The sequence below is a fragment of the Streptomyces sp. NBC_00654 genome (assembly GCF_026341775.1).
In the GTDB taxonomy this organism is placed as follows: Bacteria; Actinomycetota; Actinomycetes; order Streptomycetales; family Streptomycetaceae; genus Streptomyces.
The window spans coordinates 626,915-653,011 of record NZ_JAPEOB010000003.1; the positions used below are offsets into that span (position 1 = coordinate 626,915).

The 26,097-nt window shown below is 67.5% G+C and carries 26 protein-coding genes; 5 read left to right on the plus strand and 21 right to left on the minus strand.

Annotation, left to right across the window (positions count from 1 at the left end):
• Positions 1-12: 12 nt before the first annotated feature.
• The 10 genes from rplB to OHA98_RS35165 form a co-directional block, all read right to left on the minus strand.
• The gene (gene rplB, locus OHA98_RS35120) at positions 13-849 is read right to left on the minus strand and encodes a 50S ribosomal protein L2 (RefSeq protein WP_003966957.1); all 837 of its coding nucleotides are present in this window, start codon (positions 847-849) and stop codon (positions 13-15) included.
• 39 nt (positions 850-888) lie between these two features.
• Positions 889-1,212, minus strand: a complete 324-nt coding sequence (gene rplW / locus OHA98_RS35125) for a 50S ribosomal protein L23 (RefSeq protein WP_014154589.1) — start codon at positions 1,210-1,212, stop codon at positions 889-891.
• Positions 1,212-1,862, minus strand: coding sequence for a 50S ribosomal protein L4 (gene rplD / locus OHA98_RS35130; protein WP_073718389.1), 651 nt, complete (start codon positions 1,860-1,862; stop codon positions 1,212-1,214). Before rplD ends, rplW begins: the two co-directional genes overlap by 1 nt.
• 4 nt (positions 1,863-1,866) lie before the next feature.
• Positions 1,867-2,511: a 50S ribosomal protein L3 gene (rplC, locus tag OHA98_RS35135; RefSeq protein ID WP_266705248.1), complete on the minus strand. Its 645-nt coding sequence runs from the start codon at positions 2,509-2,511 to the stop codon at positions 1,867-1,869.
• Between the two features lie 13 nt (positions 2,512-2,524).
• Positions 2,525-2,833 (minus strand): 30S ribosomal protein S10, encoded by a 309-nt coding sequence (gene rpsJ / locus OHA98_RS35140; protein WP_003948644.1) that lies wholly within the window; start codon positions 2,831-2,833, stop codon positions 2,525-2,527.
• A gap of 460 nt (positions 2,834-3,293) precedes the next feature.
• A complete protein-coding gene (locus tag OHA98_RS35145) occupies positions 3,294-3,515 on the minus strand; it encodes a DUF397 domain-containing protein (protein ID WP_266931747.1) in 222 nt (73 codons plus the stop codon).
• Between the two features lie 22 nt (positions 3,516-3,537).
• Positions 3,538-3,747, minus strand: coding sequence for a DUF397 domain-containing protein (locus OHA98_RS35150; protein WP_266931748.1), 210 nt, complete (start codon positions 3,745-3,747; stop codon positions 3,538-3,540).
• A 22-nt stretch (positions 3,748-3,769) separates the two neighbouring features.
• Positions 3,770-3,979 carry a DUF397 domain-containing protein gene (locus tag OHA98_RS35155; RefSeq protein ID WP_266931749.1) on the minus strand — a complete coding sequence of 70 codons (210 nt, stop codon included), beginning with the start codon at positions 3,977-3,979 and terminating at the stop codon, positions 3,770-3,772.
• Between the two features lie 22 nt (positions 3,980-4,001).
• Positions 4,002-4,211: a DUF397 domain-containing protein gene (locus OHA98_RS35160; RefSeq protein WP_266931750.1), complete on the minus strand. Its 210-nt coding sequence runs from the start codon at positions 4,209-4,211 to the stop codon at positions 4,002-4,004.
• On the minus strand, positions 4,208-5,140 hold the full coding sequence (locus OHA98_RS35165) for a helix-turn-helix transcriptional regulator (RefSeq protein ID WP_266931751.1): 933 nt from the start codon (positions 5,138-5,140) through the stop codon (positions 4,208-4,210). The genes OHA98_RS35160 and OHA98_RS35165 overlap by 4 nt, the downstream gene beginning before the upstream one ends.
• Before the next feature lie 164 nt (positions 5,141-5,304).
• On the opposite strand from OHA98_RS35165, the gene OHA98_RS35170 reads away from it, so the two are divergent.
• Positions 5,305-5,742, plus strand: a complete 438-nt coding sequence (locus OHA98_RS35170; protein ID WP_266931752.1) for an ATP-binding protein — start codon at positions 5,305-5,307, stop codon at positions 5,740-5,742.
• Positions 5,743-6,058: 316 nt separating this feature from the next.
• Complete coding sequence (locus OHA98_RS35175) at positions 6,059-7,120, plus strand: hypothetical protein (RefSeq protein WP_266931753.1); 1,062 nt, start codon at positions 6,059-6,061, stop codon at positions 7,118-7,120.
• Positions 7,121-7,158: 38 nt separating this feature from the next.
• On the opposite strand, the gene OHA98_RS35180 is transcribed toward OHA98_RS35175, so the two are convergent.
• The 4 genes from OHA98_RS35180 to OHA98_RS35195 all read right to left on the minus strand — a co-directional run bounded on the left by OHA98_RS35180 (position 7,159) and on the right by OHA98_RS35195 (position 9,337).
• Positions 7,159-7,419, minus strand: coding sequence for a heavy metal-binding domain-containing protein (locus tag OHA98_RS35180; RefSeq protein ID WP_266931754.1), 261 nt, complete (start codon positions 7,417-7,419; stop codon positions 7,159-7,161).
• 119 nt (positions 7,420-7,538) lie between these two features.
• Positions 7,539-8,318: an SDR family NAD(P)-dependent oxidoreductase gene (locus OHA98_RS35185; RefSeq protein WP_266931755.1), complete on the minus strand. Its 780-nt coding sequence runs from the start codon at positions 8,316-8,318 to the stop codon at positions 7,539-7,541.
• An 87-nt stretch (positions 8,319-8,405) separates the two neighbouring features.
• Positions 8,406-8,876 (minus strand): hypothetical protein, encoded by a 471-nt coding sequence (locus OHA98_RS35190; RefSeq protein WP_266931756.1) that lies wholly within the window; start codon positions 8,874-8,876, stop codon positions 8,406-8,408.
• On the minus strand, positions 8,876-9,337 hold the full coding sequence (locus OHA98_RS35195; RefSeq protein ID WP_266931757.1) for a Panacea domain-containing protein: 462 nt from the start codon (positions 9,335-9,337) through the stop codon (positions 8,876-8,878). The genes OHA98_RS35190 and OHA98_RS35195 overlap by 1 nt, the downstream gene beginning before the upstream one ends.
• A 205-nt stretch (positions 9,338-9,542) precedes the next feature.
• Here OHA98_RS35195 and OHA98_RS35200 point away from each other — a divergent pair, with 205 nt between their 5' ends.
• The 3 genes from OHA98_RS35200 (at position 9,543) to OHA98_RS35210 (ending at position 12,674) form a co-directional block, all read left to right on the plus strand.
• Positions 9,543-10,049: a GNAT family N-acetyltransferase gene (locus OHA98_RS35200; protein ID WP_266931758.1), complete on the plus strand. Its 507-nt coding sequence runs from the start codon at positions 9,543-9,545 to the stop codon at positions 10,047-10,049.
• 78 nt (positions 10,050-10,127) lie between these two features.
• Positions 10,128-11,690 (plus strand): hypothetical protein, encoded by a 1,563-nt coding sequence (locus tag OHA98_RS35205; protein WP_266931759.1) that lies wholly within the window; start codon positions 10,128-10,130, stop codon positions 11,688-11,690.
• A gap of 261 nt (positions 11,691-11,951) precedes the next feature.
• Entirely contained in the window at positions 11,952-12,674 is a 723-nt protein-coding gene (locus OHA98_RS35210) for a trypsin-like serine protease (RefSeq protein WP_266931760.1), read from the plus strand.
• Positions 12,675-12,813: 139 nt separating this feature from the next.
• Here OHA98_RS35210 and tuf read toward each other — a convergent pair whose 3' ends face one another.
• From tuf to rpoB, 7 genes are all read right to left on the minus strand, one after another.
• The gene (tuf, locus tag OHA98_RS35215; protein ID WP_015610719.1) at positions 12,814-14,007 is read right to left on the minus strand and encodes an elongation factor Tu; all 1,194 of its coding nucleotides are present in this window, start codon (positions 14,005-14,007) and stop codon (positions 12,814-12,816) included.
• Positions 14,008-14,169: 162 nt separating this feature from the next.
• A complete protein-coding gene (gene fusA / locus OHA98_RS35220; RefSeq protein WP_266931761.1) occupies positions 14,170-16,299 on the minus strand; it encodes an elongation factor G in 2,130 nt (709 codons plus the stop codon).
• Between the two features lie 38 nt (positions 16,300-16,337).
• Complete coding sequence (gene rpsG, locus OHA98_RS35225) at positions 16,338-16,808, minus strand: 30S ribosomal protein S7 (protein WP_003966970.1); 471 nt, start codon at positions 16,806-16,808, stop codon at positions 16,338-16,340.
• Between the two features lie 2 nt (positions 16,809-16,810).
• Positions 16,811-17,182, minus strand: a complete 372-nt coding sequence (gene rpsL / locus OHA98_RS35230; protein WP_003948652.1) for a 30S ribosomal protein S12 — start codon at positions 17,180-17,182, stop codon at positions 16,811-16,813.
• A 254-nt stretch (positions 17,183-17,436) separates the two neighbouring features.
• Entirely contained in the window at positions 17,437-17,868 is a 432-nt protein-coding gene (locus OHA98_RS35235) for a hypothetical protein (RefSeq protein WP_266931762.1), read from the minus strand.
• A 236-nt stretch (positions 17,869-18,104) separates the two neighbouring features.
• Positions 18,105-22,004, minus strand: coding sequence for a DNA-directed RNA polymerase subunit beta' (locus OHA98_RS35240; RefSeq protein ID WP_266931763.1), 3,900 nt, complete (start codon positions 22,002-22,004; stop codon positions 18,105-18,107).
• Positions 22,005-22,132: 128 nt separating this feature from the next.
• Positions 22,133-25,615 carry a DNA-directed RNA polymerase subunit beta gene (gene rpoB, locus OHA98_RS35245; RefSeq protein ID WP_266931764.1) on the minus strand — a complete coding sequence of 1,161 codons (3,483 nt, stop codon included), beginning with the start codon at positions 25,613-25,615 and terminating at the stop codon, positions 22,133-22,135.
• Between the last annotated feature and the right edge of the window lie 482 nt (positions 25,616-26,097).

The following is a 26,097-nucleotide window of genomic DNA, read 5'->3' on the forward strand; positions in this document are numbered from 1 at the left end:
CTAAACCCGCTCCTAGCGCTTCTTGTTCGTCTTGCGGCGGCGGACGATGTACTTGTTGCTCGCCTTCTTGGGAGAACGAGTACGACCCTCCTTCTGACCCCACGGCGAGACCGGGTGACGACCACCGGAGGTCTTGCCTTCACCACCACCGTGCGGGTGGTCAACCGGGTTCATCGCGACACCGCGGACGGTCGGGCGAACGCCCTTCCAGCGCATACGGCCGGCCTTGCCCCAGTTGATGTTCGACTGCTCGGCGTTGCCGACCTCACCGATCGTGGCGCGGCAGCGGGCGTCGACCAGGCGGATCTCACCCGACGGCATACGAAGGTGGGCCATGGTGCCCTCCTTCGCCAGCAGCTGCACGGAGGCACCCGCGGAACGGGCGAACTTCGCGCCGCCGCCGGGCCGCAGCTCGATGGCGTGGATGGTCGTACCGACCGGGATGTTGCGCAGCGCCAGGTTGTTGCCCGGCTTGATGTCTGCGGTCGGACCGTTCTCGACACGGTCACCCTGCGACAGGCCACGGGGAGCGACGATGTAACGCTTCTCGCCGTCCGCGTAGTGCAGCAGCGCGATGCGCGCGGTGCGGTTCGGGTCGTACTCGATGTGCGCGACCTTGGCCGGCACGCCGTCCTTGTCGTGACGACGGAAGTCGATCACACGGTAGGCGCGCTTGTGGCCACCACCCTGGTGGCGAACGGTCACACGACCGGCGTTGTTACGGCCGCCCTTGCTGTGCAGGGGGCGGACCAGCGACTTCTCCGGCGTGGACCGCGTGATCTCGACAAAGTCGGCGACGCTGGAGCCACGACGGCCCGGGGTCGTCGGCTTGTACTTGCGGATACCCATTTCTCAGTCCTCGTCCGATTCCGGACGACTCGACCTCCGTCAGGAGGTCGGGCCGCCGAAGATGTCGATACGGTCGCCCTCGGCGAGGGTCACGATGGCGCGCTTGGTGTCAGCACGCTTGCCGAAGCCGGTCTTGGTCCGCTTGCGCTTGCCCTGCCGGTTGATCGTGTTGACCCCGGTGACCTTGACCGAGAAGACCGCTTCCACGGCCTGCTTGATCTGGGTCTTGTTGGAGCCGGGCGCGACGATGAACGTGTACTTGTTCTCGTCGAGCAGCGCGTAGCTCTTCTCGGAGACCACGGGCTTGACGAGAACGTCACGCGGGTCCGAGTACGTCTTGCTGGTAACGGTCGCCTCGCTCATCAGGCGTCGCTCCCTTCGGTCTCAGCGGTCTGGGGGCCAGACACGAAGGACTCGAAAGCGGCCTGGGTGAAGACCACGTCGTCAGAGACGATCACGTCGTACGTGTTCAGCTGGCCCGGCTCCAGGATGTGCACCTGGGGCAGGTTGCGTGCGGACAGCCACGCGGCCTCGTCGGCGCGGTCGACGACCAGGAGCACGTTGTTGCGCTCACTGATCTTGCCGAGCAGCGTCTTGGCGGCCTTCGTGGAGATCGCACCCTCGACCACGCCGGTGACGACGTGGATACGGGAGTGACGCGCCCGGTCGGAGAGGGCACCGCGCAGGGCGGCGGCCTTCATCTTCTTCGGGGTGCGCTGCGAGTAGTCACGCGGCTGCGGGCCGTGGACGACGCCACCGCCGGCGAACTGCGGCGCACGGGTCGAACCCTGGCGCGCGCGGCCGGTGCCCTTCTGGCGGTACGGCTTGCGGCCACCGCCTCGGACCTCGGCGCGGGTCTTGGTCTTGTGCGTGCCCTGACGGGCAGCTGCCAGCTGTGCGACGACGACCTGGTGGATCAGCGGAACGCTGGTCTTGGCGTCGAAGATCTCCGCGGGGAGCTCGACGGTACCGGCCTTGTCGCCTGCCGGCGAAAGGATGTCAATGGTGCTCATTACCTCAAGCCCCCTTGGCCGCGGTACGGACCAGGACGAGGCCGCCGTTCGGACCGGGGACCGCGCCCTTGATGAGGAGCAGACCCTTCTCCGCGTCAACCGCGTGGATGGTCAGGTTCTGGGTGGTGACCCGCTCGTTGCCCATGCGACCCGCCATGCGCATGCCCTTGAAGACACGGCCGGGGGTGGCACAGCCACCGATGGAGCCGGGCGAACGGTGCTTGCGCTGCACGCCGTGGCCGGCGCCGAGGCCCTTGAAGTTGTGACGCTTCATGACACCGGCGAAGCCCTTGCCCTTGCTCTTGCCCGTGACGTCAACCTTGACGCCGGACTCGAACACCTCGGCAGTGACCTCCTGGCCCAGCGTGTACTCGCTGGCGTCAGGGGTGCGGAGCTCCACCAGGTGGCGGCGCGGGGTGACGTCGGCCTTGGCGAAGTGGCCCTTGAGGGGCTTGTTCACCTTGCGCGGGTCGATCTCGCCGAAGGCGATCTGGACCGACTCGTAGCCGTCGTTGTCGTTGGTGCGGACCTGGGTCACGACGCAGGGCCCGGCCTTGACGACGGTCACCGGGACGACCCGGTTGTTCTCGTCCCAGACCTGGGTCATGCCGAGCTTCTCGCCCAGGACGCCCTTAATGTTCTTAGCCATCTCGCGCGTCACCTCAGAGCTTGATCTCGATGTCGACGCCCGCCGGCAGGTCGAGACGCATGAGCGAGTCAACCGTCTTCGGCGTGGGGTCGAGGATGTCGATGAGGCGCTTGTGCGTGCGCATCTCGAAGTGCTCGCGCGAGTCCTTGTACTTGTGCGGCGACTTGATGACGCAGTACACGTTCTTCTCAGTGGGCAGCGGCACCGGGCCCGCGACCGACGCACCAGTGCGGGTCACCGTCTCGACGATCTTCTTCGCCGAAGAGTCGATGACCTCGTGGTCGTAGGCCTTGAGCCGGATGCGGATCTTCTGTCCCGCCATGGCTACTAGTAGTCCTGTCTCTCGAAACGCTCTGGAACCCGGGGGTTCTCGTAACTCCTCCGCCGACCCACGCGGTCGGGCGTGTCGCATCCCCTCTACGAAAATCTCCCGAAGGAGATCCCAACCAAGGGGGTGCGGGCCCGAGGACCGCGGAACCGGGGGCGGAACACCCACCGGGTGCCTGGCCGGCGCCCTGCTTTACTTCCCGGAAGATTCCCGTACGTCCGGCCCGCATGGGGCCGACGAGTACTGTGGGACTCGCTTCCGGTCCTCCCGGCGGGAGGCGCGCAGCATTGACACTCAACCGAGCAACCTGGTCAGTGTGCCATACGGGGTGTGAGCCTGGCCAATCGGGCCCAGGATCTTACCCCCCGCGAGGGAGCGGTCAAACGCGGGCGCGCATTCGGCGCGTCCCCGGCCGGGTGTGGGCCTTGGACTGGGGCGCGCGTACGTAGAGGGGTCAGCGCCCGGAGGCGTACCCGGCGGCGTACGGGACGAAGCGCACCCATGCGGCGGGGGTAAGGGCGAGAAGCGGACCCTGGACGTCCTTGGAGTCGCGGATGTGGACGGTGTCCGGGGTGGTCGCGACCTGGACGCAGTCACTGGGATTACTGCTGTCGCTGTAGCTGCTCGTGAACCACTCCAGCGCAGAAACGTCCCGGGTCGAGGGCTTGCGGATCATGTCGCTCCCACGGCAGAGGGGGTCAGTGCCCGGCGGCGTACGAGACGAAACCAGCCCACGCGGCGGGAGCGACGGCGAGGCGCGGGCCCCGGACGTCCTTGGAATCACGGACGTGCACGGTGCCAGAGGCGGTGGCAACCTCGACGCAGTCGTTGCCGTCGCCACTGCTGCTGTAGCTGCTCTTGAACCACTTCAGCGCGGAAGCGTCCCCGGCGGTCGGCTTGCGGATCATGTCGCTCCCACGGCAGAAGGGGTCAGTGCCCAGCGGCGTACGAAACGAAGCCAGCCCACGCGGCAGGGGTAACAGCGAGACACGGGCCCCGGACGTCCTTGGAATCACGGACGTGCACGGCGCCGGGGGTAGCGGCAACCTCGACGCACTCGCTGCCGTTGCTGCTATCGCTGTAGCCGCTCTTGAACCACTTCAGCGCGGAAGCGTCCCCGGCGGTCGGCTTGCGGATCATGTCGCTCCCACGGCAGAAGGGGTCAGTGCCCAGCGGCGTACGAAACGAAGCCAGCCCACGCGGCGGGAGTAACGGCGAGGCGCGGACCCCGGACGTCCTTGGAATCACGGACGTGCACGGCGCCGGGGGTAGCGGCAACCTCGACGCACTCGCTGCCGTCGCTGCTATCGCTGTAGCTGCTCTTGAACCACCGCAGCTCGGAACCGTCCCAGGCAGAGGGCTTGCGGATCATGTCTCTCCCAGCACTTGCTCGACGAAGGCCATCGACTCCCGAGGGGTGAGAGCCTGGGCCCGGATCATGCCAGACCGCAATTCGAGGATCCGGATCTGCTTCGGATCCGAGACGGGGCGCCCACCGAACGCTCCATCGGAGCGCCCCACCGCCGTACCGTCCTTGAACTTCAGCAACTGGATTAGCCCGCCGATCCCCGCGTGCTCTTCGCGGCCTATCGGCATTACCTGAACGGTTACGTTCCGCAATTTGCCAATCACCAAGAGGTGTTCCAGCTGACGGCGCAGCACAACTTTACCTCCGAGCGGACGCCGGAGCACCAGCTCTTCCAGGACGAATCCGAGCGTCGGAGCGGGTGACCGCTCGAAGATGATCTGGCGGGCCATACGCGCAGCCACGGCCCGTTCGATCTCGTCCTGCGAGTAGGCGGGTTGGCGCATCGCGAACAATGCACGCGCGTACTCGGTCGTCTGCAGCAGACCGTGGACGCTGCTGTTGCTGTAGGCCAGCAACTCCACCGCCCGAGCTTCCAGCTTCGCCAGTTCGCGGATCTTCTTCGGGTACCGCACCTCCGCGACATCCGGCTTCATCGCCGCGAGCTTGCCGCCCGCCCCCAGCACCGCGTCCGCCCGGTCCAGGAACTCCGGGCGGGGGATGCGCCGGCCGCCCTCCACCTTGTAGACGAGGTCCTCCCCGTACCCCATCTGCGCCCCGAGCTCGCACGCCCGCATCCCCGCCGCCTCGCGCCACGCCTTGATCTGGCGGCCCACGGCGGCGACCACCGCCACCCCGGACTCGTCGTCGGGATCGACGTCCCAGCCGGGCTCGTCCGCGCTGCCGCCCCCGTGCTCCGTACCGTCCCCGTACCCCGCGCCGTCCCCGCGCTCCGTGCCGTCCCCGTGCCCCGTACCGTCGCCAACCACGCTCATGCGAGCCCCACTTCCGACGTGCGTGCCGTTCTTCTCTCAACCGCGTCCGTTCCCGGTGCGTCACGCCGGACAGTCGGGACAGCGCCGGACAAGCCCTGGACAATCACCGTACGCAAGGGCTCAGTCACTGGGCACGGTACGCAGAGGCGGCCACGCTGAGTGACATGAACCAAGGAATGGTCCGCACCCAACGCCCCGCCGCGAGCCGGACGTTCACCGTGCTGCTCTCGCCCACCCGGCGGGCGGCCAGGCTCGCCCGGCTGCTCACCGTGGCCCGTCTCGGCGCCTGGGGGCTCCCTTCGGAGTCGGCGGCGCACATCGTCGCCGAGCTGGCGGCGAACGCCTCGGTGCACGGCCGGGTACGGGGCCGGGACTTCCGGCTGCACCTCGCGGTCCATGGCGAGGCCCTGCTGCGGATCGAGGTGGCCGACACCCGGGGCGACAGCGTTCCGCCCGGTCCGGGGGCCGTCAAGGCGCCCGAGGACGACGCGGAGAGCGGGCGGGGCCTGCTCATCGTCGAGGCCCTGGCCGACCACTGGGGCGTCGCCCCCGGACCCGTACCGCTCAAGACGGTGTGGGCGGAACTCGACCTCGCGCGCTGACGGCCTCCACCGGGTCGTGAGACGTCACGACCCGGTACAACCCCCCACCGGATCGTGCGCGGCCACGACGCGGTGGCGCACGACATCAACCACGTAAAGAACTGGGAGAAATAACCCCACCCGACCCCACCCCGTCCACCACCTGTCGCGCCCCGGGGGCTGGTCACTCACACGGGTGAGGTTTGCCAACTCGGCTGGCTTTCGCGCCGGTTGGGGGGCATATGCTCGCGCCACAACACCAGCACATACGTCGGCCCCCGGCCGGGACAGCAATCCCGATCGAGGGCCTGACCAACGAGGAAGAAAGCCCTTCCCGATGGATACGCAGCAGAGTACTGCCCTCACCCGCGCCCTGGCGGAGGTTCCCGGACCTCTCCCGGCCTCCGGCGTGATCCACATCGTGATCCCGCACACCAGCCGCTTCACGGTCGTCGGCAACCACCTCGCCCAGCACCCCGGCCTCAGCTCCACCGCCGTGGGCATCGCCGTGCGCATCCAGTCGCTGCCCCCGGGGGCCGACGTGGGGATCAAGGCGCTTGCCGCCCGCTTCCCCGAAGGTGAGAGCCGCATCGCCGCCGCCCTGCGCGAGCTGGAGGCCCACGGCTACCTGCAACGGACACGTACCCGCCTGCCGGGGGGCAGGATCGTCACCCGCACCGTGTTCTGCAACCAGCCCGCAGAGCTTTTACGCACACGTACGGCGGCCGCGCCACCGACCCCGCCAGGCCGGTTCCCGGCGCCAACACCGGCCCCGCCACCGGCAGTGGCACCGGCGCCGATGCCCGAGCCGCCCGCGCCACAGGCACCCGTAGCTCCCGCCGTACCGGAAGCACCCGGCCCCGCCGCCGTACCGGAGCCCCACCCGCCGGTCCCGGCCCCGGCACCCGCCCCGTCGTCACCGCCCTGCGCTCCCCCACGCAGCTCGCGCTTCGTACCGCCGCCGACCGCGCCCAAGCCGCCGCCCCCGCCACTCCCCCAGCCCCGCGAACTCACCCCGGAACTGCACCGCACCGCCACCGCGCTCGTCACCGATCTGCGCCGCCATGCGCCCCAACTCGCGCTGTCCGAGAACGACGTCCGCCATCTGGCACCTGGTGTCGCGGCCTGGCTCGAACGCGAGGCTCCCCCCGACACCATCCGCCACGCGCTCACCAACGACCTTCCCCGTCCCCTCAGGCACCCGGCGAAACTCCTCAGGCACCGGCTGACCGCCCTCCTGCCCCCACCGCTCCCCGGCGCCCACGACCTCGCGCTCCCTCGCCGCCGTGTCGCCGTCACCCCGTTCCAGACCTGCGACGGCTGCGACCGCGCGTTCCGCTCCCACAGCCCCGGCCACTGCCGCGACTGCCGGACCGAACCGGCGCGGACCGCCGCCTGAGGACTGCCCGCCGGGCGCTCGCGGCCGCCCGCCCTGTCCTATCCGTACGTGATCGCAGTCCCGTAGGCCACTACGTACCAGGAACCGGCGTCCACCCCTTTCTGGATGGACGTCAGGCGTGCGCCGATGACCTCGCTGGCCCCGACCTGGGCCGCGTTCACGCTCAGGGACGAGAACGCTTCGCCGGGGAAGATCTGCTGGTCGCCCCAGACGACCCAGCTGTTGGTGACGGGGCGGTTCATCTGCTGGGGGCTGTCGACGGTGAGTACCGGGACCGGAAAAGAGAGTCTTCTCGCCATAACCACGGCATGGTGCCAGGGTCCGACCCGTTCGACAACGGACGGTGCACACGCGTGACCGGGCAGTAGGGCGGCAGTAGGGCTGCCGGGCGACAACCCGGTACGCGCCCCGGACGGGATCACACGGCCGCGATCGGTCCCAGGTAGGTACCGCCGGAGACATCGATGGTCTGACCGGTCACCCAGCGACCCTGCGGGCCCGCCAGGAAACCCACCACATCCGCGACGTCCTCCGGCTCGCCGATCCGTCCGAGGGCGGTGATCGACTCCAGTACGGCGACCGCCTCGGGAACGGCGGCGTAGGGGGCGATCATGTCGGTGAGCACCACCCCGGGCTCCACCGTGTTCACGGTGATCCCACGTCGGCCCAGGTCGTTGGCGAGCGACGGGCCGAGGGCCGCGAGCGCCGCCTTGGTGACGGTGTAGCCGATCTGGCCGGGTTCCGCGATCCGGGTGGCCGCCGAGCCCATGTTCACGATCCGTCCGCCGTCCCGCAGCAGCGGCAGCGCCCGCTGGATCACGAAGAGCGGCGTGCTCACGTTCACCGCCAGCAGCCGCTCGAACTCCTCCTCGGTGAGCTGCCCGATCGACCTGGCCGAGTGGATGCCCGCGTTGTTGACGAGGATGTCCAGACCGTCCACACCGTGGTCCGCCAGCCCGGCGGTGAGCCCTTCGAACAGCCGGTCCACCGCCCCGCTCTCACCGAACCGGGCCCGCACCGCGAACGCCCGGCCGCCGGCCTCGGCGATCCGCGCCACGGTCTCGGCGGCGGCCGCGTCGTCGCCGCCGTAGTGGACCGCGACCAGTGCCCCCTCGGCCGCGAGCCGCAGGGCGACCGCCCGCCCGATCCCACGCGAGCCGCCCGTCACCAGTGCGGCCCTGCCGTCCAGTTCCCCCATGACCGACTCCCCCTCGCGATGCCCCGGCCAGATCCAGGAGCGGTTCACCCTATGCGGCCTCGTGACCCGAGGACTGCGCCTCCGAAGTCACGTGTGTTTGAGCTTCGACGGGTACACCTGGTGGGACGGGTCCCACCAGAGCAGGTGAAAGATGTTGCCGACGAGGAATCCGTACAGCCGCTGTGTGCCCGTGAACTCCAGGCGCTGGATCCTCGTCGCGTCGCCGAAACCGATGACCGCCAGCCTCGCCACGGCGTCCCTGCTCAGGCCGCCGGGCAGTTCGTACTCCTTGAAGAAGCGACGGGTCGTGCGTAACTCGTTGAGTGTCATGGTTTCGCAGTCGCGCAGCTTGGTCAGCACCTCGCACAGGGTGGCCGGATCCATGCCGTCGAAGCCCCAGGGCCCGTCGTGATCGACATGTGTGAAGCGCCAGCAGACCCGGTCGTCCGAGGGTGTCAGACCGGGGAGCAGCGAGCGGACGTCACCGATCCGCTTTCCCTGTGCCGCCCCGCTGGGCGGGAGCGCCAACTTCTTCTTGACCCGTCCCCCCTTGGACATCAGCCGTGCTGCTCCTCGTGCTCAGCCAGCGCGCCGAAGAAGTCCGCGATCTCCTCATCGAGCAGCGGTTCGTTGCTCCGCTCCAGATCGGGTGCCTGGGCGCGCTCCCGCGCATGGACCCATGGCCCGGTCCGATGCGTCATCTCGGACAGCTCGTGGGCGGAGTACACAAGCATGTTCTCCAGCACGATGTCGACCGATTCCCGCTCCTGGTCGTCCAGCTCTGCCGCGTTTCCGTCGATGTCGCCCTGTTTGAGCTCGAAGCGGCCGCGGTGCTTGCTGTACAGCTCCGGGGCCACCGGACCGTTGGCCCAGGCCTCGAAGCGCTCGGCGAAGAGCGGGCGGTCCTCCCACGCCAAGTGGTAGCCGTAGGAGAAATAGCAGAGCTTCTGCAGCTTCATGGCCGACATCGGTGCGGCCTGCCGCAGGATGTACGCGGCTACGTCGTGCACGGTTGCCATGGTCCGTCCCCTCTGTCACTCGCCGTCACCCTAGAGCCCTACGCCCCCGTCGACGTCCTCGAAGCTCCCGGGCAGGTGAGGCCACCCCCTGTCAGGCCAGCGTACGGGCAGGGTCCGACAGCGACAGGACCGAAGCCGGAGGAATCAACCTCAGCAGCGGTGTTCCCCCGGACGGGTGAATCAGCTCGCCTGAAAGAATCCGGCCATGTCTACGAGCACGAAGCCGGGCTGGGCCTTCCGCACCGCCACCCCCGAGGACATCGAGCCCCTGGCAGAACTGCGGGCCCTGGTGATGCGCCCCGACCTGGAGCGCCTGGGGCGGTACGACGAGCACCGCGTACGGCAGCGGCTGCGCGACGCGTACGCCCCGGAGCACACCTCGGTGATCCTCGTGGACGGAGCGCTCGCGGGCTGCGTGTCCCTGCGCCCCGGGACGGACGGCGCGACTGGCGGCGCGACGGGCGGCACCGCGGACAACGCGCCGGACGGATGGTGGCTGGAGAACTTCTACCTCTCCCCCGCGCTCCAGGGCCGCGGCATCGGCACCGGCGTACTGCGCTCCCTGCTGGAGCGGGCCGACCGGGAGGGCGCCCCCGTGCGGCTGGCCGTGCTCCGGGGAAGCGCCGCGCGGGCCCTGTACGAGCGGCACGGTTTCATCGAGGAGCGCCGGGACCCGGTCGACGTGTTCATGGTCCGCGAACCGGTGGGCTGACACCACTTTCCCCGTTCGCCCGGACCTGTCCGGCCCGGCGCCCTACCCTGGTCCTCCACGGCTCTCGGGGGAGGCTCGGTGCGTCTGCTGATCGATGTGGTGGAAGGTGACTGGGCGGCCTTCTACGGCCGCTACGGGAACCGGACCGCATGGCGGCTCGAACGCCTGGAATCCTTCTGCTCCGATACGGGCACCGCCTCGTCCGGCGGCGCGGAAGACACCTCGGCCCGCTGGCACGAGCTGTACGACGCCGCGCTCGGCCGGGCCTTCGAGATCTCCGTACCGCTGTCCATGACCGTGGCCGACTGCCGGAGACTCGCGCTGGGCGAGGCCCGCCGGCGCGGTGCCGCCCGGCCGGATGCGGGGCCTCCGGCGGACGGGAGGGACCCGTTCGCGGACCGGGTCCTGGAGACCTGGCTGGCCGACCCCGTCACCGACGAACGGTTCGACGAGGGGCTGACGCTGGAGCGGGCCGGTCTCGGCGAGGACGACCTCGTCGTCCTGTGCGTCGAGCGCACCGCCCTGGGCGGTTACGCCATGGGCCCGGCCATGAACCCGGCCGTCCTGCTGGAGCGGCTGCAGCTCGCCATGAACGGGGCCGCCCCCGACAACGGGCCGAGGCTGTGGGGCGTACTCCTCTACACCACGGCCGACGTGGAGCTGGCGACGTACGTCCGGACGCACTTCGAGGACCTCAACGCCCTGTCCGGGCCGAACACCCGGGTCTTCGTCGTCGAGCGGCAGGCCCGATGGGCCGAGGCACGGAAGTACTGGCGCGCGCACCTGGAGCCGGAGCTGTACCGGGTGCTCTCGTCGATGCGGTGGCTCCACTGGCAGCCGTACGACCCCCAGGGCGCGTACGAGATCGCCGCGCAGCTCAAGGTGGACCCGGAGCTTTTGCCCTGCCTGGTCTTCTTCGACGGCCGGCCGGGAGTGCCGTGGGGCGAGCGGAAGATCGTCTTCCCGGTGGAGGACGTCACCCCGAGGTACTTCCGTACCCTCTTCGGCCGCATCACCAGAGCTCTCGAAACAGCCCCTCCGCTGGGGGAGGCGCCACCGGGCGGCAGCTACTACGGACCGCTGTCGTACGAGAGCGATCGGGACAGCGCCACGAGCGACAGCCGTACCGTACTGGGCGCACTGCTGCGCAGCGGCCGGGGCGGCGACGCCGCGGCCTTCGCCTCGGTCGAAGCGGCCCAGCGGGCGATCAGGGCGGCCCTGCGGCCGGCCCCCGCGCCGAGCACCGATTACCACCTCGACAACTGCCGGGTCATTCTCACGCCAGGAGCATCCGTGACCGAGAATTTCCACTTCCACGGGCAGAACACCACCTTCATCAACCGCCCCGTGAACACCGTCATCCAGGACTTCCAGAACCAGCACGGAACGGCCCTGTGCCACGAGGAGCTGCGCAGCCTGCTCCGGCTGACCCTCTCCAGTACGGACCTCGCCGACGCCGACCGCGACGAGGCCGCGGCGGCCGTGCACGACCTGGCCCGGCTCTCCGCGGAACCCGAGCCGGACGGGCCCGCGGTCCGGCTGCGGGCGGAGCGGCTGCGGGAAATGCTCGCGGGGGCCGCCGATATCGCGCAGCCCGCCCTGGCGATCATCGCCTCTGTCGTCGCGGCCGTGGCCGGGTAGCGGGCGACCGTACCGCACCGTTCCGGGCCACCGTTCCCGGCCACCGCGCCCGGTGACCGCCCGCGAGGCAGACAGCACGAGGCGGACAGGCAGGCAGGCACGCACGCAGGCACGCAGGCACGCAGGCAGGCATCGCAAGGCAGGTATAACGCCGCGTTGTGTCCAAGCGTTAGTACCCGGTTCACTCCGTCTTCGGGACCCTGGGGCCGACCGACCCCCACAGACACGCCCACCGGCGTGCCTCCCCCGAAACGAGGAACCATGCGAATAGCCAGGTTCGTGCCCGCCGTCGCCGCCGCGGCGGTCTCCGTCCTCGCCCTTCTCGCACCCACCGCCTCGGCCTCCCAGGCCACCCCGTCCCCCACGGCCCAGGCCGTCCAGCCGATCATCGGCGGCGGCTACGCGCAGAACGCCCCGTGGGCCGCGCGTCTCTTCTCCAACGGCCAGGAGACCTGTTCGTCGACGATCATCGCGCCGACGTGGATCCTCACGGCGAAGCACTGCGTCACCGGCGGCGGGCTGTCGTTCCGGATCGGCAGCCTCGACCAGCACAGCGGCGGCACGGTGGCGAACGGTGTGCAGACCTACACCCACAGCGCGGACCTTGCGCTGGTGCGGCTGGACCGGTCCGTGCAGGGCACCTACTCCCCGCTCGGTCAGCCCGGCTCGGTGAGCGTCGGGCAGAGTGTCCAGGTGTTCGGCTGGGGCGCCACCTCGCAGTGCGGCTCCGAGATCAACTGTCAGTCGCGCTATCTGAAGGTGGCCAATGTGACCGTCAGCGGCGGCTGCACCGACGCGTACGGCGGCTCGGCGATCTGTGCGCGCCGCGGCAACGGCATCACCGCCGGCGGGGACTCGGGCGGCCCGATGACGGCGGGCGGTGTCCAGGTGGGCGTCGCCTCGACCAGTGACCGGCAGACCACGACCGCGTACACCAACGTCACCGCGTACCGCTCCTGGATCCAGTCCATCGCGGGCGTCTGACCTTCGGCCGCGGGCGCCCGACCTCCGGCCGTACGGGTTCCCCCCAGCACAAAGCGAAGGGCCCCGTACCTCTCTCACGAGAGGTACGGGGCCCTTCTTGCAGCTCAGCGAGCTACCAGGTCAGACGATCAAGCAGAAACTACTTGATGATCTTGGTGACCTGGCCGGCGCCCACGGTCCGGCCACCCTCACGGATGGCGAACTTCAGGCCCTCTTCCATGGCGACCGGCTGGATCAGCGCGACGTCCATGAGGGTGTTGTCACCCGGCATGACCATCTCGGTGCCCTCGGGGAGGGTCACAACGCCCGTTACGTCCGTGGTACGGAAGTAGAACTGCGGGCGGTAGTTGTTGAAGAACGGGGTGTGACGGCCACCCTCGTCCTTCGACAGGATGTAGGACTGCGCCTGGAACTCGGTGTGCGGCGTGACCGAACCCGGCTTGATGATGACCTGGCCGCGCTCGACGTCCTCGCGCTTGATGCCACGGAGGAGCAGACCGACGTTCTCACCGGCCTGGCCCTCGTCGAGCAGCTTGCGGAACATCTCGATGCCGGTGACCGTGGTGGTGGTCTTCTCGGTCTTGATACCGACGATGTCGACGGTCTCGTTGACCTTCAGGACACCACGCTCGATGCGGCCGGTGACGACCGTACCGCGACCGGTGATCGTGAAGACGTCCTCGATGGGCATGAGGAACGGCTTCTCGACGTCACGCTCGGGCTGCGGGATGGACTCGTCGACGGCGGCCATCAGGTTCAGGACCGACTGGCCCCACTCCTTGTCGCCCTCAAGAGCCTTGAGCGCCGAGACACGCACGACCGGAAGGTCGTCGCCCGGGAACTCGTACTCGGAGAGGAGCTCACGGACCTCGAGCTCGACGAGCTCCATGATCTCCTCGTCGTCCACCATGTCGGCCTTGTTCAGGGCGACGACGATGTACGGGACACCGACCTGGCGGGCCAGGAGCACGTGCTCCTTGGTCTGCGGCATCGGGCCGTCGGTGGCCGCGACCACGAGGATGGCGCCGTCCATCTGCGCCGCACCCGTGATCATGTTCTTGATGTAGTCCGCGTGACCCGGGCAGTCGACGTGCGCGTAGTGACGCGACTCCGTCTGGTACTCGACGTGCGCGATCGAGATCGTGATACCGCGCTGGCGCTCCTCGGGAGCCTTGTCGATCTGGTCGAAGGCCGAGGCCTCGTTCAGGTCCGGGTACGCGTCGTGCAGCACCTTGGTAATGGCGGCCGTGAGGGTCGTCTTACCGTGGTCAATGTGACCGATGGTGCCGATGTTGACGTGCGGCTTAGTCCGCTCGAACTTTGCCTTCGCCACTGGGTCCTCCTGCGGAGTGGTTCTGTACGCCTTGCTTCATCGGCGCCAGGTGATCTTTGCTGGGATGCCGGGGCCGGGGGCATTCGACACACGTTGCTTGCGCTATGTGCCGAATGCCGCACCGGGCTCCGGTGACAAGCCTAAAGCGTGAACTCGGGAGAGTTACTCGCCCTTGGCCTTCGCGATGATCTCCTCGGCGACGTTCCGCGGAACCTCGGCGTAGGAGTCGAACTGCATCGAGTAGCTTGCGCGACCCGAGGTCTTGCTGCGGAGGTCTCCGACGTAGCCGAACATCTCCGAGAGGGGCACGAGGCCCTTCACGACGCGAGCACCGCTGCGCTCCTCCATGGCCTGGATCTGGCCACGGCGGGAGTTCAGGTCGCCGATGACATCGCCCATGTAGTCCTCGGGCGTGGTGACCTCGACGGCCATCATCGGCTCAAGGAGCACGGGAGAGGCCTTGCGGGCACCCTCCTTGAACGCCTGCGAACCGGCGATCTTGAAGGCGAGCTCCGAGGAGTCGACCTCGTGGTAACCACCGTCGAGAAGGGTGACGCGGACGCCGACCATCTCGTAACCGGCCAGGATGCCGAACTGCATGGCTTCCTGAGCACCCGCGTCCACCGAGGGGATGTACTCACGGGGGATGCGGCCACCGGTGACCTTGTTGACGAACTCGTAGGAGGCGTCGCCACCCTCGATGGGCTCAAGGGCGATCTGCACCTTCGCGAACTGGCCGGTACCACCAGTCTGCTTCTTGTGCGTGTAGTCGATGCGCTCGACGGCCTTGCGGATCGTCTCGCGGTACGCGACCTGGGGCTTGCCGACGTTCGCCTCGACGCGGAACTCGCGCTTCATGCGGTCGACGAGCACCTCGAGGTGAAGCTCGCCCATACCACCGATGATGGTCTGGCCGGTCTCCTCGTCGGAGTGCACCTGGAAGGAGGGGTCCTCCTCCGAGAGCCGCTGGATGGCGACACCCAGCTTCTCCTGGTCGCCCTTGGACTTGGGCTCGATGGCGACCTGAATGACCGGGGCCGGGAAGTCCATGGACTCCAGGATGACCGGGTTCTTGTCGTCACACAGCGTCTCACCGGTGGTGGTCTGCTTCAGGCCCATGACGGCGATGATGTCACCGGCGCCCACCGACGCGATCTCCTCACGCTTGTTCGCGTGCATGCGGTAGATCTTGCCGATGCGCTCCTTCTTGCCCTTGACCGAGTTCAGCACCGCGGTGCCGGCCTCGAGGCGACCGGAGTAGATCCGGACGAAGGTGAGCTTGCCGAGGTGCGGGTCGCTCGCGATCTTGAACGCCAGGCCGGAGAACGGCTCGTCGTCCGAGGGCTTGCGCGAGATGACCTTCTCCGGGTCCTTCACGTCGTGGCCCTCGATGGCCTCGACGTCCAGGGGGGAAGGCAGGTAGCGCACAACGGCGTCGAGCAGGGGCTGGACGCCCTTGTTCTTGAACGCCGTGCCACAGAACACCGGGGTGACGGTGACCGAGTCGGCACTGCCCTTCGACGCCAGGGTGATCCGACGGATCGCCTCGTGCAGCTGCTCCTGGGTGGGCTCGGTGCCCTCCAGGTACAGCTCCATCATGTCGTCGTCGTTCTCGGCCACGGCCTCAAGGAGCTTGCCGCGCCATTCGGCCGCGCTCTCCTTGAGGTTGTCCGGGATCTCGGTGACGTTGTACATCTCGCCCTTGGCGGCCTCTTCGGGGTACACGAAGGCCTTCATCGACACGAGGTCGACGACACCCGTGAAGTCGGCCTCCGCGCCAATGGGGAGCTGCATGACGATCGGGGTCGCGCCGAGGCGGTCCACGATCATGTTGACGCAACGGAAGAAGTCCGCACCGGTGCGGTCGAGCTTGTTGACGAAGCAGATACGCGGCACGCCGTAGCGGTCCGCCTGACGCCACACGGTCTCGGACTGCGGCTCGACGCCGGCCACACCGTCGAACACGGTGACAGCACCGTCGAGGACGCGGAGCGAACGCTCCACCTCGACGGTGAAGTCGACGTGACCCGGGGTGTCGATGATGTTGATGGTGTGGTCAACATCATTGAGCGGCCAGTGACAGGTCGTCGCGGCGGACGTGATCGTGATGCCGCGCTCCTGCTCCTGCTCCATCCAGTCCATCGTGGCAGCGCCGTCGTGGACTTCACCGATCTTGTACGAAACGCCGGTGTAGAACAGGATCCGCTCAGTGGTGGTCGTCTTGCCCGCGTCGATGTGGGCCATGATCCCGATGTTGCGGACCTTGGCCAGGTCAAGCGAAGTGGTGGCCATAAGGCTCAATCTTCTCTCGGTCTCGATGTGGGTAGCGACTACCAGCGGTAGTGCGCGAAGGCCTTGTTCGACTCGGCCATCTTGTGGGTGTCCTCACGCTTCTTGACCGAAGCGCCGAGGCCGTTGGAGGCGTCGAGCAGTTCGTTCATGAGGCGCTCGGTCATGGTCTTCTCGCGGCGGGCGCGGGAGTAACCGACGAGCCAGCGCAGAGCGAGGGTGGACGCGCGACCGGGCTTGACCTCGATCGGCACCTGGTAGGTGGCGCCACCGACACGGCGGGACTTGACCTCGAGCGAGGGCTTGACGTTCTCAAGCGCGCGCTTCAGCGTGATGACCGGGTCGTTACCGGTCTTCTCGCGGAGGCCTTCCATGGCGCCGTACACGATCCGCTCGGCGGTGGAACGCTTGCCGTCGAGGAGGATCTTGTTGATCAGCGAGGTGACAAGAGGAGAGCTGTAGACCGGGTCAATGATGACCGGGCGCTTCGGGGCGGGGCCCTTACGAGGCATTCTTACTTCTCCTTCTTGGCGCCGTAGCGGCTGCGGGCCTGCTTGCGGTTCTTGACACCCTGGGTGTCGAGCGAGCCGCGGATGATCTTGTAACGAACACCCGGCAGGTCCTTCACACGGCCACCACGCACGAGCACGATGGAGTGCTCCTGCAGGTTGTGTCCCTCACCCGGGATGTAGGCCGTGACCTCGATACCGGAGGTCAGACGCACACGCGCGACCTTACGGAGTGCCGAGTTCGGCTTCTTCGGGGTGGTCGTGAACACACGCGTGCAGACGCCGCGGCGCTGGGGCGAACCCTCGAGCGCGGGCGTCTTGTTCTTCTCGACCTTGTCCTGCCGGCCCTTCCGGACCAGCTGCTGGATCGTAGGCACTACTTCTCCGGTTTCTGTGTGCCGTTCGTGAAACTAACCTGGAACATCGCCGACCCACGCGGTCGGGTGTGTCGAATACTGCAGGCTCCTGCCCTGAGGCAGAAGGGGCGCAGATTGCGGTGGCCACTTACGGACTCGCCCTGCGGTTGAGGACACGCACGCGAGCCCAGGCACACCCCAGGCACAAGGCTTGAGCGTACCTACCTCACGGACTCCGGTCAAAACAAATGCTGTCCATCACAACACGCCGGGGCTCAGTCATGATCCAGTACTTCGCCGTCCAGGTGCTTCTGGATCAACAGAATGTCCTTCAGGTCCTTCCGGCGCAGCGCGGTTCGCTTCCATTCCAGCACCTCCCGCAGCGGGCAGAAGGGCAGGCCCTGTATCCATTCGGCACCCTCGATGAGCTCGTCGGGTCCGGGCGTTCCCGGAAGCCATCGGTCGAAGATCTCCAGGCCACCGTCGAACAGCAGCACCATCAGCCCGTACCCGGAGGGGGCCGGCACCGGATCGGCCAGTTCGGTGGCCCGCTTCCAGGCGGCGCCTCTGGCGACGACGTCCAGATCGCCCACTGAACTCCTGAGTCCGTGTGCCAGCAGCGGACCGCTGCCCGCCACGACGAAGTCCCCCCGTTCCAGCCCAAGAGATATGAGCTTTCCGACCAGCGGGTGATCGCAGAGATTCAATGGTTCTCCTTCCGGAGGGCCGGCAGGTGCCGCCACTCCGAAAGAGACCCGTGCCGTGTCCATAGCGGTCCCCCACCGTCCCCGAAGTCCGACTCTGCCCTCCACGTCCGTCCCTGATAGCCCTGAGCGGCTCCTGGTGGCGCATGAGGGGGTTACCGGAGGCCCTCTACCCACGCCGCAGGGCGGCCACCCCGTGTCCGGGGTGACCGCCCTGTGGTCAGTCGCAAACGACTCGCTTACTGGTTGTACGGACCGTAGTCGTAGTCCTCCAGCGGAACGGCCTGGCCGGAGCCCGTGCCGAACGGCGAGTAGTCGATGTCGTCGTAGCCGACGGCCGAGTACATCGCGGCCTTGGCTTCCTCGGTCGGCTCGACCCGGATGTTGCGGTAGCGGGACAGACCCGTACCGGCCGGGATGAGCTTACCGATGATGACGTTCTCCTTGAGGCCGATCAGGGAGTCCGACTTGGCGTTGATCGCCGCGTCGGTCAGAACCCTGGTCGTCTCCTGGAAGGACGCCGCCGACAGCCACGACTCGGTGGCGAGCGAGGCCTTGGTGATACCCATCAGCTGCGGACGGCCGGAGGCGGGGTGACCGCCCTCGGTGACCACACGACGGTTCTCGGTCTCGAACTTCGACCGCTCGACCAGCTCGCCCGGCAGGAGCTCCGCGTCGCCGGACTCGATGATCGTCACCCGGCGCAGCATCTGCCGGATGATGATCTCGATGTGCTTGTCGTGGATCGACACGCCCTGCGAGTTGTAGACCTTCTGGACTTCGCCGACCAGGTGGACCTGGACCGCACGCTGGCCGAGGATGCGCAGCACGTCGTGCGGGTTGGTGGCACCCACGGTGAGCTTCTGGCCCACCTCGACCGGGTCACCCTCGCCCACGAGCAGACGGGCACGCTTGGAGATCGGGAACGCCGTCTCCTCGCTGCCGTCGTCCGGGGTGACGACGAGCTTCTTGGTCTTCTCGGTCTCCTCGATCCGGACGCGGCCCGCCGCCTCCGAGATCGGGGCGACACCCTTGGGCGTACGGGCCTCGAAGAGCTCGACGACACGGGGCAGACCCTGGGTGATGTCGTCACCGGCCACACCACCGGTGTGGAAGGTACGCATCGTCAGCTGGGTACCGGGCTCACCGATGGACTGGGCGGCGATGATGCCGACCGCCTCACCGATGTCGACCAGCTTGCCGGTGGCGAGCGAGCGTCCGTAGCAGAAGGCACAGGTGCCGACCGCGGACTCACAGGTCAGGACCGAACGGGTCTTGACCTCCTCGACGCCGGCGCCCACCAGGGCGTCGATCAGGACGTCACCGAGGTCGACGTTGGCAGGCGCGATGACCTTGCCGTCGACGACGACGTCCTCGGCGAGCATGCGGGCGTACACCGAGGTCTCGACGTCGTCCGTCTTGCGGAGCACGCCGTCGGCACCCTTGACCGCGATCTTCAGCTTGAGGCCGCGGTCGGTGCCGCAGTCCTCCTCGCGAATGATCACGTCCTGCGAGACGTCCACCAGACGACGGGTCAGGTAACCCGAGTCGGCGGTACGCAGGGCGGTGTCCGCCAGACCCTTACGGGCACCGTGCGTGGAGATGAAGTACTCCAGAACGGTGAGGCCCTCACGGAACGACGCCTTGATGGGACGCGGGATCGTCTCGTTCTTCGCGTTCGACACCAGACCACGCATACCGGCGATCTGACGCATCTGCATCATGTTTCCTCGGGCACCCGAGTCAACCATCATGAAGATGGGGTTCGTCTTCGGGAAGTTCGCGTTCATCGCCTCGGCAACCTCGTTGGTCGCCTTGGTCCAGATCGCGATGAGCTCCTGCGTGCGCTCGTCCTTGGTGATCAGACCGCGCTCGTACTGCTTCTGGACCTTCTCGTCCTGCTCCTCGTAGCCCTTGACGATGGCCTTCTTGGCCTCGGGCACGACGACGTCGGAGATGGCCACGGTGACGCCGGAACGCGTCGCCCAGTGGAAGCCCGCCGCCTTCAGGTTGTCGAGCGTCGCCGCCACGATGACCTTGGGGTAGCGCTCGGCCAGGTCGTTGACGATCTCGGAGAGCTGCTTCTTGCCCACCGAGTAGTCGACGAACGGGTAGTCCTCGGGCAGCAGCTCGTTGAAGAGCGCGCGGCCCAGGCTCGTACGCAGCCGGAAGGTGTCACCCGGCTGGTACTCGGGCTCGCCCTCCTCGGCGACCGGCGGCACCCAGCCACGCGGCGGCATGGTGCCGACCGGGAAGCGGATGTCGACCTTCGCCTGGAGCGAGAGCTCCCGGGCGTCGAAGGCCATGATCGCCTCGGCCGTGGAGCCGAAGGAACGGCCCTGGCCGATGACCTTGCGCTCCTCCTCGTCCGTGGTGAGGAAGAACAGGCCCAGCACCATGTCCTGGGTCGGCATGGTGACGGGACGGCCGTCGGCCGGCTTCAGGATGTTGTTCGAGGACAGCATCAGGATGCGGGCCTCGGCCTGTGCCTCCGCGGAGAGCGGCAGGTGCACGGCCATCTGGTCACCGTCGAAGTCCGCGTTGAACGCGGTGCAGACGAGCGGGTGGATCTGGATGGCCTTGCCCTCGACCAGCTGCGGCTCGAAGGCCTGGATGCCGAGGCGGTGCAGCGTGGGCGCACGGTTCAGCAGCACCGGGTGCTCGGCGATGACCTCTTCGAGGACGTCGTACACGACGGTGCGGCCGCGCTCGACCATGCGCTTGGCCGACTTGATGTTCTGCGCGTGGTTCAGGTCCACCAGGCGCTTCATCACGAACGGCTTGAAGAGCTCCAGCGCCATGGCCTTCGGCAGACCGCACTGGTGCAGCTTGAGCTGCGGGCCGACGACGATGACGGAACGCGCGGAGTAGTCCACACGCTTGCCGAGCAGGTTCTGACGGAAACGGCCCTGCTTGCCCTTGAGCATGTCGCTCAGGGACTTCAGCGGGCGGTTGCCGGGACCGGTGACCGGGCGACCGCGGCGGCCGTTGTCGAACAGCGCGTCGACGGCCTCCTGCAGCATCCGCTTCTCGTTGTTCACGATGATCTCGGGGGCGCCGAGGTCAAGGAGACGCTTGAGGCGGTTGTTGCGGTTGATCACACGGCGGTACAGGTCGTTCAGGTCGGAGGTCGCGAAGCGGCCACCGTCCAGCTGCACCATCGGACGCAGGTCCGGCGGGATGACCGGCACGCAGTCGAGCACCATGCCCTTGGGCTTGTTGCTCGTCTGCAGGAACGCGGAGACGACCTTGAGGCGCTTGAGCGCACGGGTCTTCTTCTGGCCCTTGCCGGTACGGATGATCTCGCGAAGCCGCTCGGCCTCTTCATCCAGGTCGAAGGACTCCAGGCGCTTCTGCAGCGCCGCGGCGCCCATGCAGCCGTCGAAGTACGTGCCGAAGCGGTCACGCAGCTCGCGGTAGAGCAGCTCGTCGCCCTCCAGGTCCTGGACCTTGAGGTTCTTGAAGCGGTTCCACACCTCGTCGAGGCGGTCGATCTCGCGCTGCGCACGGTCGCGCAGCTGCTTCATCTCACGCTCGGCACCTTCGCGCACCTTGCGGCGCACGTCGGCCTTGGCGCCCTCGGCCTCCAGCTCGGCCAGGTCGGTCTCGAGCTTCTTGGCGCGGGCCTCCAGGTCGGAGTCGCGGCGGTTCTCGGTCTGCTGACGCTCGACGGAGACGTGGGCCTCCAGCGAGGGAAGGTCGCGGGTACGACGCTCCTCGTCGACGAACGTGATCATGTACGCGGCGAAGTAGATGACCTTTTCCAGGTCCTTCGGCGCGAGGTCCAGCAGGTATCCGAGGCGCGACGGGACGCCCTTGAAGTACCAGATGTGGGTGACGGGAGCGGCAAGCTCGATGTGGCCCATCCGCTCACGACGCACCTTGGCGCGAGTGACCTCGACGCCGCAGCGCTCACAGATGATGCCCTTGAAGCGGACACGCTTGTACTTGCCGCAGTAGCACTCCCAGTCCCGGGTCGGACCGAAGATCTTCTCGCAGAAGAGTCCGTCCTTTTCGGGCTTGAGCGTGCGGTAGTTGATGGTCTCCGGCTTCTTCACTTCGCCGTGCGACCAGGTCCGGATGTCGTCCGCGGTGGCAAGGCCGATCCGCAGCTCGTCGAAGAAGTTGACGTCGAGCACTTGTCGTCAATCCCTCTTTCGGGGGTTCGAGCCCCTCGCGTCAAAGCGAGAAATGGGGCACTTCAGCAATGGTCTGAACGGGTCCGGGGAGAGCCGGCCGGATCACAGGGATCCGGCCGGCCAACCCGTCAGACCTCTTCGACGCTGCTCGGCTCGCGCCGGGACAGGTCGATACCGAGTTCCTCCGCCGCGCGGAAGACGTCCTCGTCCGTGTCACGCATCTCGATGGACATACCGTCCGAGGACAGCACCTCCACGTTGAGGCAGAGCGACTGCATTTCCTTGATGAGCACCTTGAAGGACTCAGGGATGCCCGGCTCGGGGATGTTCTCGCCCTTGACGATCGCCTCGTAGACCTTCACGCGGCCGGTCACGTCGTCGGACTTGATCGTCAGCAGCTCCTGGAGGGCGTAAGCGGCGCCATAAGCCTCCAGCGCCCACACCTCCATCTCACCGAAGCGCTGTCCACCGAACTGAGCCTTACCACCCAGCGGCTGCTGGGTGATCATGGAGTACGGACCGGTCGAACGAGCGTGCAGCTTGTCGTCGACCAGGTGGTGGAGCTTGAGGATGTACATGTAGCCGACCGAGACCGGCTCCGGGAACGGCTCGCCGGAGCGGCCGTCGAACAGGTTGGCCTTGCCGGAGGGCTGGACCATCCGGTTGCCGTCGCGGTTCGGGATCGTGGACTCGAAGAGACCGGAGATCTCGTCCTCGCGGGCACCGTCGAAGACCGGGGTCGCGACGTTGGTGCCGGCGGCGACGTCGTCGGCGCCGATCGCCTTCAGCCGCTCCATCCACTCCTCGCTGCCCTCGACCTTCCAGCCCTGGCTGGCGAGCCAGCCGAGGTGGATTTCGAGGACCTGTCCCGGGTTCATTCGGGACGGGACACCCAGCGGGTTGAGGATGATGTCGACCGGGGTGCCGTCCTCCAGGAACGGCATGTCCTCGATCGGCAGGATCTTCGAGATGACGCCCTTGTTGCCGTGACGGCCGGCGAGCTTGTCACCATCGGTGATCTTGCGCTTCTGCGCGACGTAGACGCGGACCAGCTGGTTCACGCCCGGCGGCAGCTCGTCGCCCTCTTCGCGGTCGAAGACGCGGACGCCGATGACCTTGCCGATCTCGCCGTGCGGGACCTTCAGGGAGGTGTCGCGCACCTCGCGCGCCTTCTCACCGAAGATCGCGCGGAGCAGACGCTCCTCGGGGGTCAGCTCGGTCTCACCCTTGGGCGTGACCTTGCCGACGAGGATGTCACCGGCGACGACCTCGGCACCGATACGGATGATGCCGCGCTCGTCGAGGTCCGCGAGGACCTCTTCGGAGACGTTCGGGATGTCCCGGGTGATCTCCTCCGGGCCGAGCTTGGTGTCACGGGCGTCGACCTCGTGCTCCTCGATGTGGATCGAGGAGAGGACGTCGTCCTGCACGAGGCGCTGCGACAGGATGATCGCGTCCTCGTAGTTGTGACCCTCCCACGGCATGAACGCCACGAGCAGGTTCTTGCCGAGGGCCATCTCACCGTTCTCGGTGGCCGGACCGTCGGCGAGGACCTGGTCCGCGATGACCCGGTCGCCCTCGGAGACGACAACCTTCTGGTTGACCGAGGTGCCCTGGTTGGAGCGCATGAACTTGGCGATGCGGTACGTGGTGTACGTGCCGTCGTCGTTCGTGACGGTGATGTAGTCCGCGGAGACCTCCTGGACCACACCGTCCTTCTCCGCCTTGAGCACGTCACCGGCGTCGGTGGCGCAGCGGTACTCCATGCCGGTGCCGACGAGCGGGGCCTCCGACTTGATGAGCGGCACCGCCTGCCTCATCATGTTCGCGCCCATGAGGGCACGGTTGGCGTCGTCGTGCTCCAGGAAGGGGATCATCGCGGTGGCGACGGACACCATCTGGCGCGGCGAGACGTCCATGTAGTCGACGTCCGTGCCGGGCACGTAGTCGACCTCTCCGCCACGGCGGCGGACCAGGACGCGGGGCTCGGTGAAGCGCAGCTCGTCGGAGAGCGTCGCGTTCGCCTGGGCGATGACGTAACGGTCTTCCTCGTCGGCCGTGATGTAGTCGACCTCGTCGGTGACCTGGCCCTCGACGACCTTGCGGTACGGCGTCTCGATGAAGCCGAACGCGTTGACGCGTCCGTACGAGGCGAGCGAACCGATCAGACCGATGTTCGGGCCTTCAGGGGTCTCGATCGGGCACATGCGTCCGTAGTGGGACGGGTGCACGTCACGGACCTCGAAGCCGGCCCGCTCACGGGAGAGACCACCCGGGCCAAGAGCCGACAGACGGCGCTTGTGGGTGAGACCCGACAGCGGGTTGTTCTGGTCCATGAACTGCGACAGCTGGCTGGTGCCGAAGAACTCCTTGATGGAGGCGACGACCGGCCGGATGTTGATCAGGGTCTGCGGCGTGATCGCCTCGACGTCCTGGGTCGTCATGCGCTCACGCACGACGCGCTCCATACGGGCGAGACCCGTGCGGACCTGGTTCTGGATGAGCTCGCCGACGTTGCGCAGACGACGGTTGCCGAAGTGGTCGATGTCGTCGGTCTCGACGACGATCGAACGACCGGACTCGCCGACCGTCTCGGTCTCCCCGGCGTGCAGCTTGACCAGGTACTTGATGGTCGCGATGACGTCGTCGGTGGTGAGCACCCCGGCGTCCAGCGGCTCATCGGCGCCGAGCTTCTTGTTCACCTTGTAGCGGCCGACCTTCGCGAGGTCGTAGCGCTTCGGGTTGAAGTAGAGGTTCTCGAGCAGCGTCTGAGCGGCCTCGCGCGTGGGCGGCTCGCCCGGGCGGAGCTTGCGGTAGATGTCGAGCAGCGCGTCGTCCTGGCCCTGGGTGTGGTCCTTCTCCAGGGTGGCGCGCATGGACTCGTACTCGCCGAACTCTTCGAGGATCTGCTCGGTGGTCCAGCCGAGGGCCTTGAGGAGGACGGTCACGGACTGCTTGCGCTTGCGGTCGATGCGGACACCGACCATGTCGCGCTTGTCGATCTCCATCTCCAGCCAGGCACCCCGGGAAGGGATGATCTTGGCGGAGAAGATGTCCTTGTCGGACGTCTTGTCGATGGAGGAGTCGAAGTAGACACCCGGCGAGCGGACCAGCTGCGACACGACGACACGCTCGGTGCCGTTGATGACGAAGGTGCCCTTGTTGGTCATGAGCGGGAAGTCGCCCATGAAGACCGTCTGGGACTTGATCTCGCCGGTCTCGTTGTTGGTGAACTCGGCCGTGACGAAGAGCGGCGCGGCGAACGTGAAGTCGCGCTCCTTGCACTCCTCGATCGAGTTCTTCGGGGGCTCGAAGCGGTGGTCGCGGAACGTGAGCGACATCGACCCGGAGAAGTCCTCGATCGGTGAGATCTCCTCGAAGATCTCCTCCAGGCCGGACTTGGTGGGGACGTCCTGTCCACTGTCCAGAGCAGCCTCGACGCGAGCCTTCCAGGCGGCGTTGCCGAGGAGCCAGTCAAAGCTCTCGGTCTGCAGCGCGAGGAGGTTCGGAACCTCGAGGGGCTCCTTGATCTTTGCAAAAGAGATGCGCAGCGGGGCGGTGCTGGCACCGTTGTTCGTATTCGCGGTCGAGGCGTTGCGCGAGGCGGCCAAGAGGGGGTCCTTCCGAGGGCTCGGACTCACTACGCGCGTACCGGTCCCAAGTTGGACACAAAGACAGATATCCCAGGTCAGGGAGGATCGGTCATCGGTGCTCAAGCGTGGGCATGCCCCTGGTGACGGGCAGGAGGCAGCTAACAGGCAGCGCAAAGGGTCAGTGTAGCCAAGTGCCACACTGATGTCCAGTCGGGGTTCTCAGAGACCCACGTTGCCATCAACAGCTGTTCTCAACACCTATGCCTAGCCCTTGCGCGGGGTGCGCTCTTCTTTACTGCCCTCTTCGCACTCGATCCATGCCTCGGATTCGGACCGATGTGATGACGCGTCCTGAGAATTGCGCGCCTCGTGCGGTTCGTCAAGGCCCCCCAGCCGGGACGAACCGCCGGCGACCCTCACCAGCCGCCCCTGGAGGCCGTGGGACGCCTCCGAGAGGCACACGGCGAAGATCACCATACTCGCCGCCGCCGGAAGAGCAA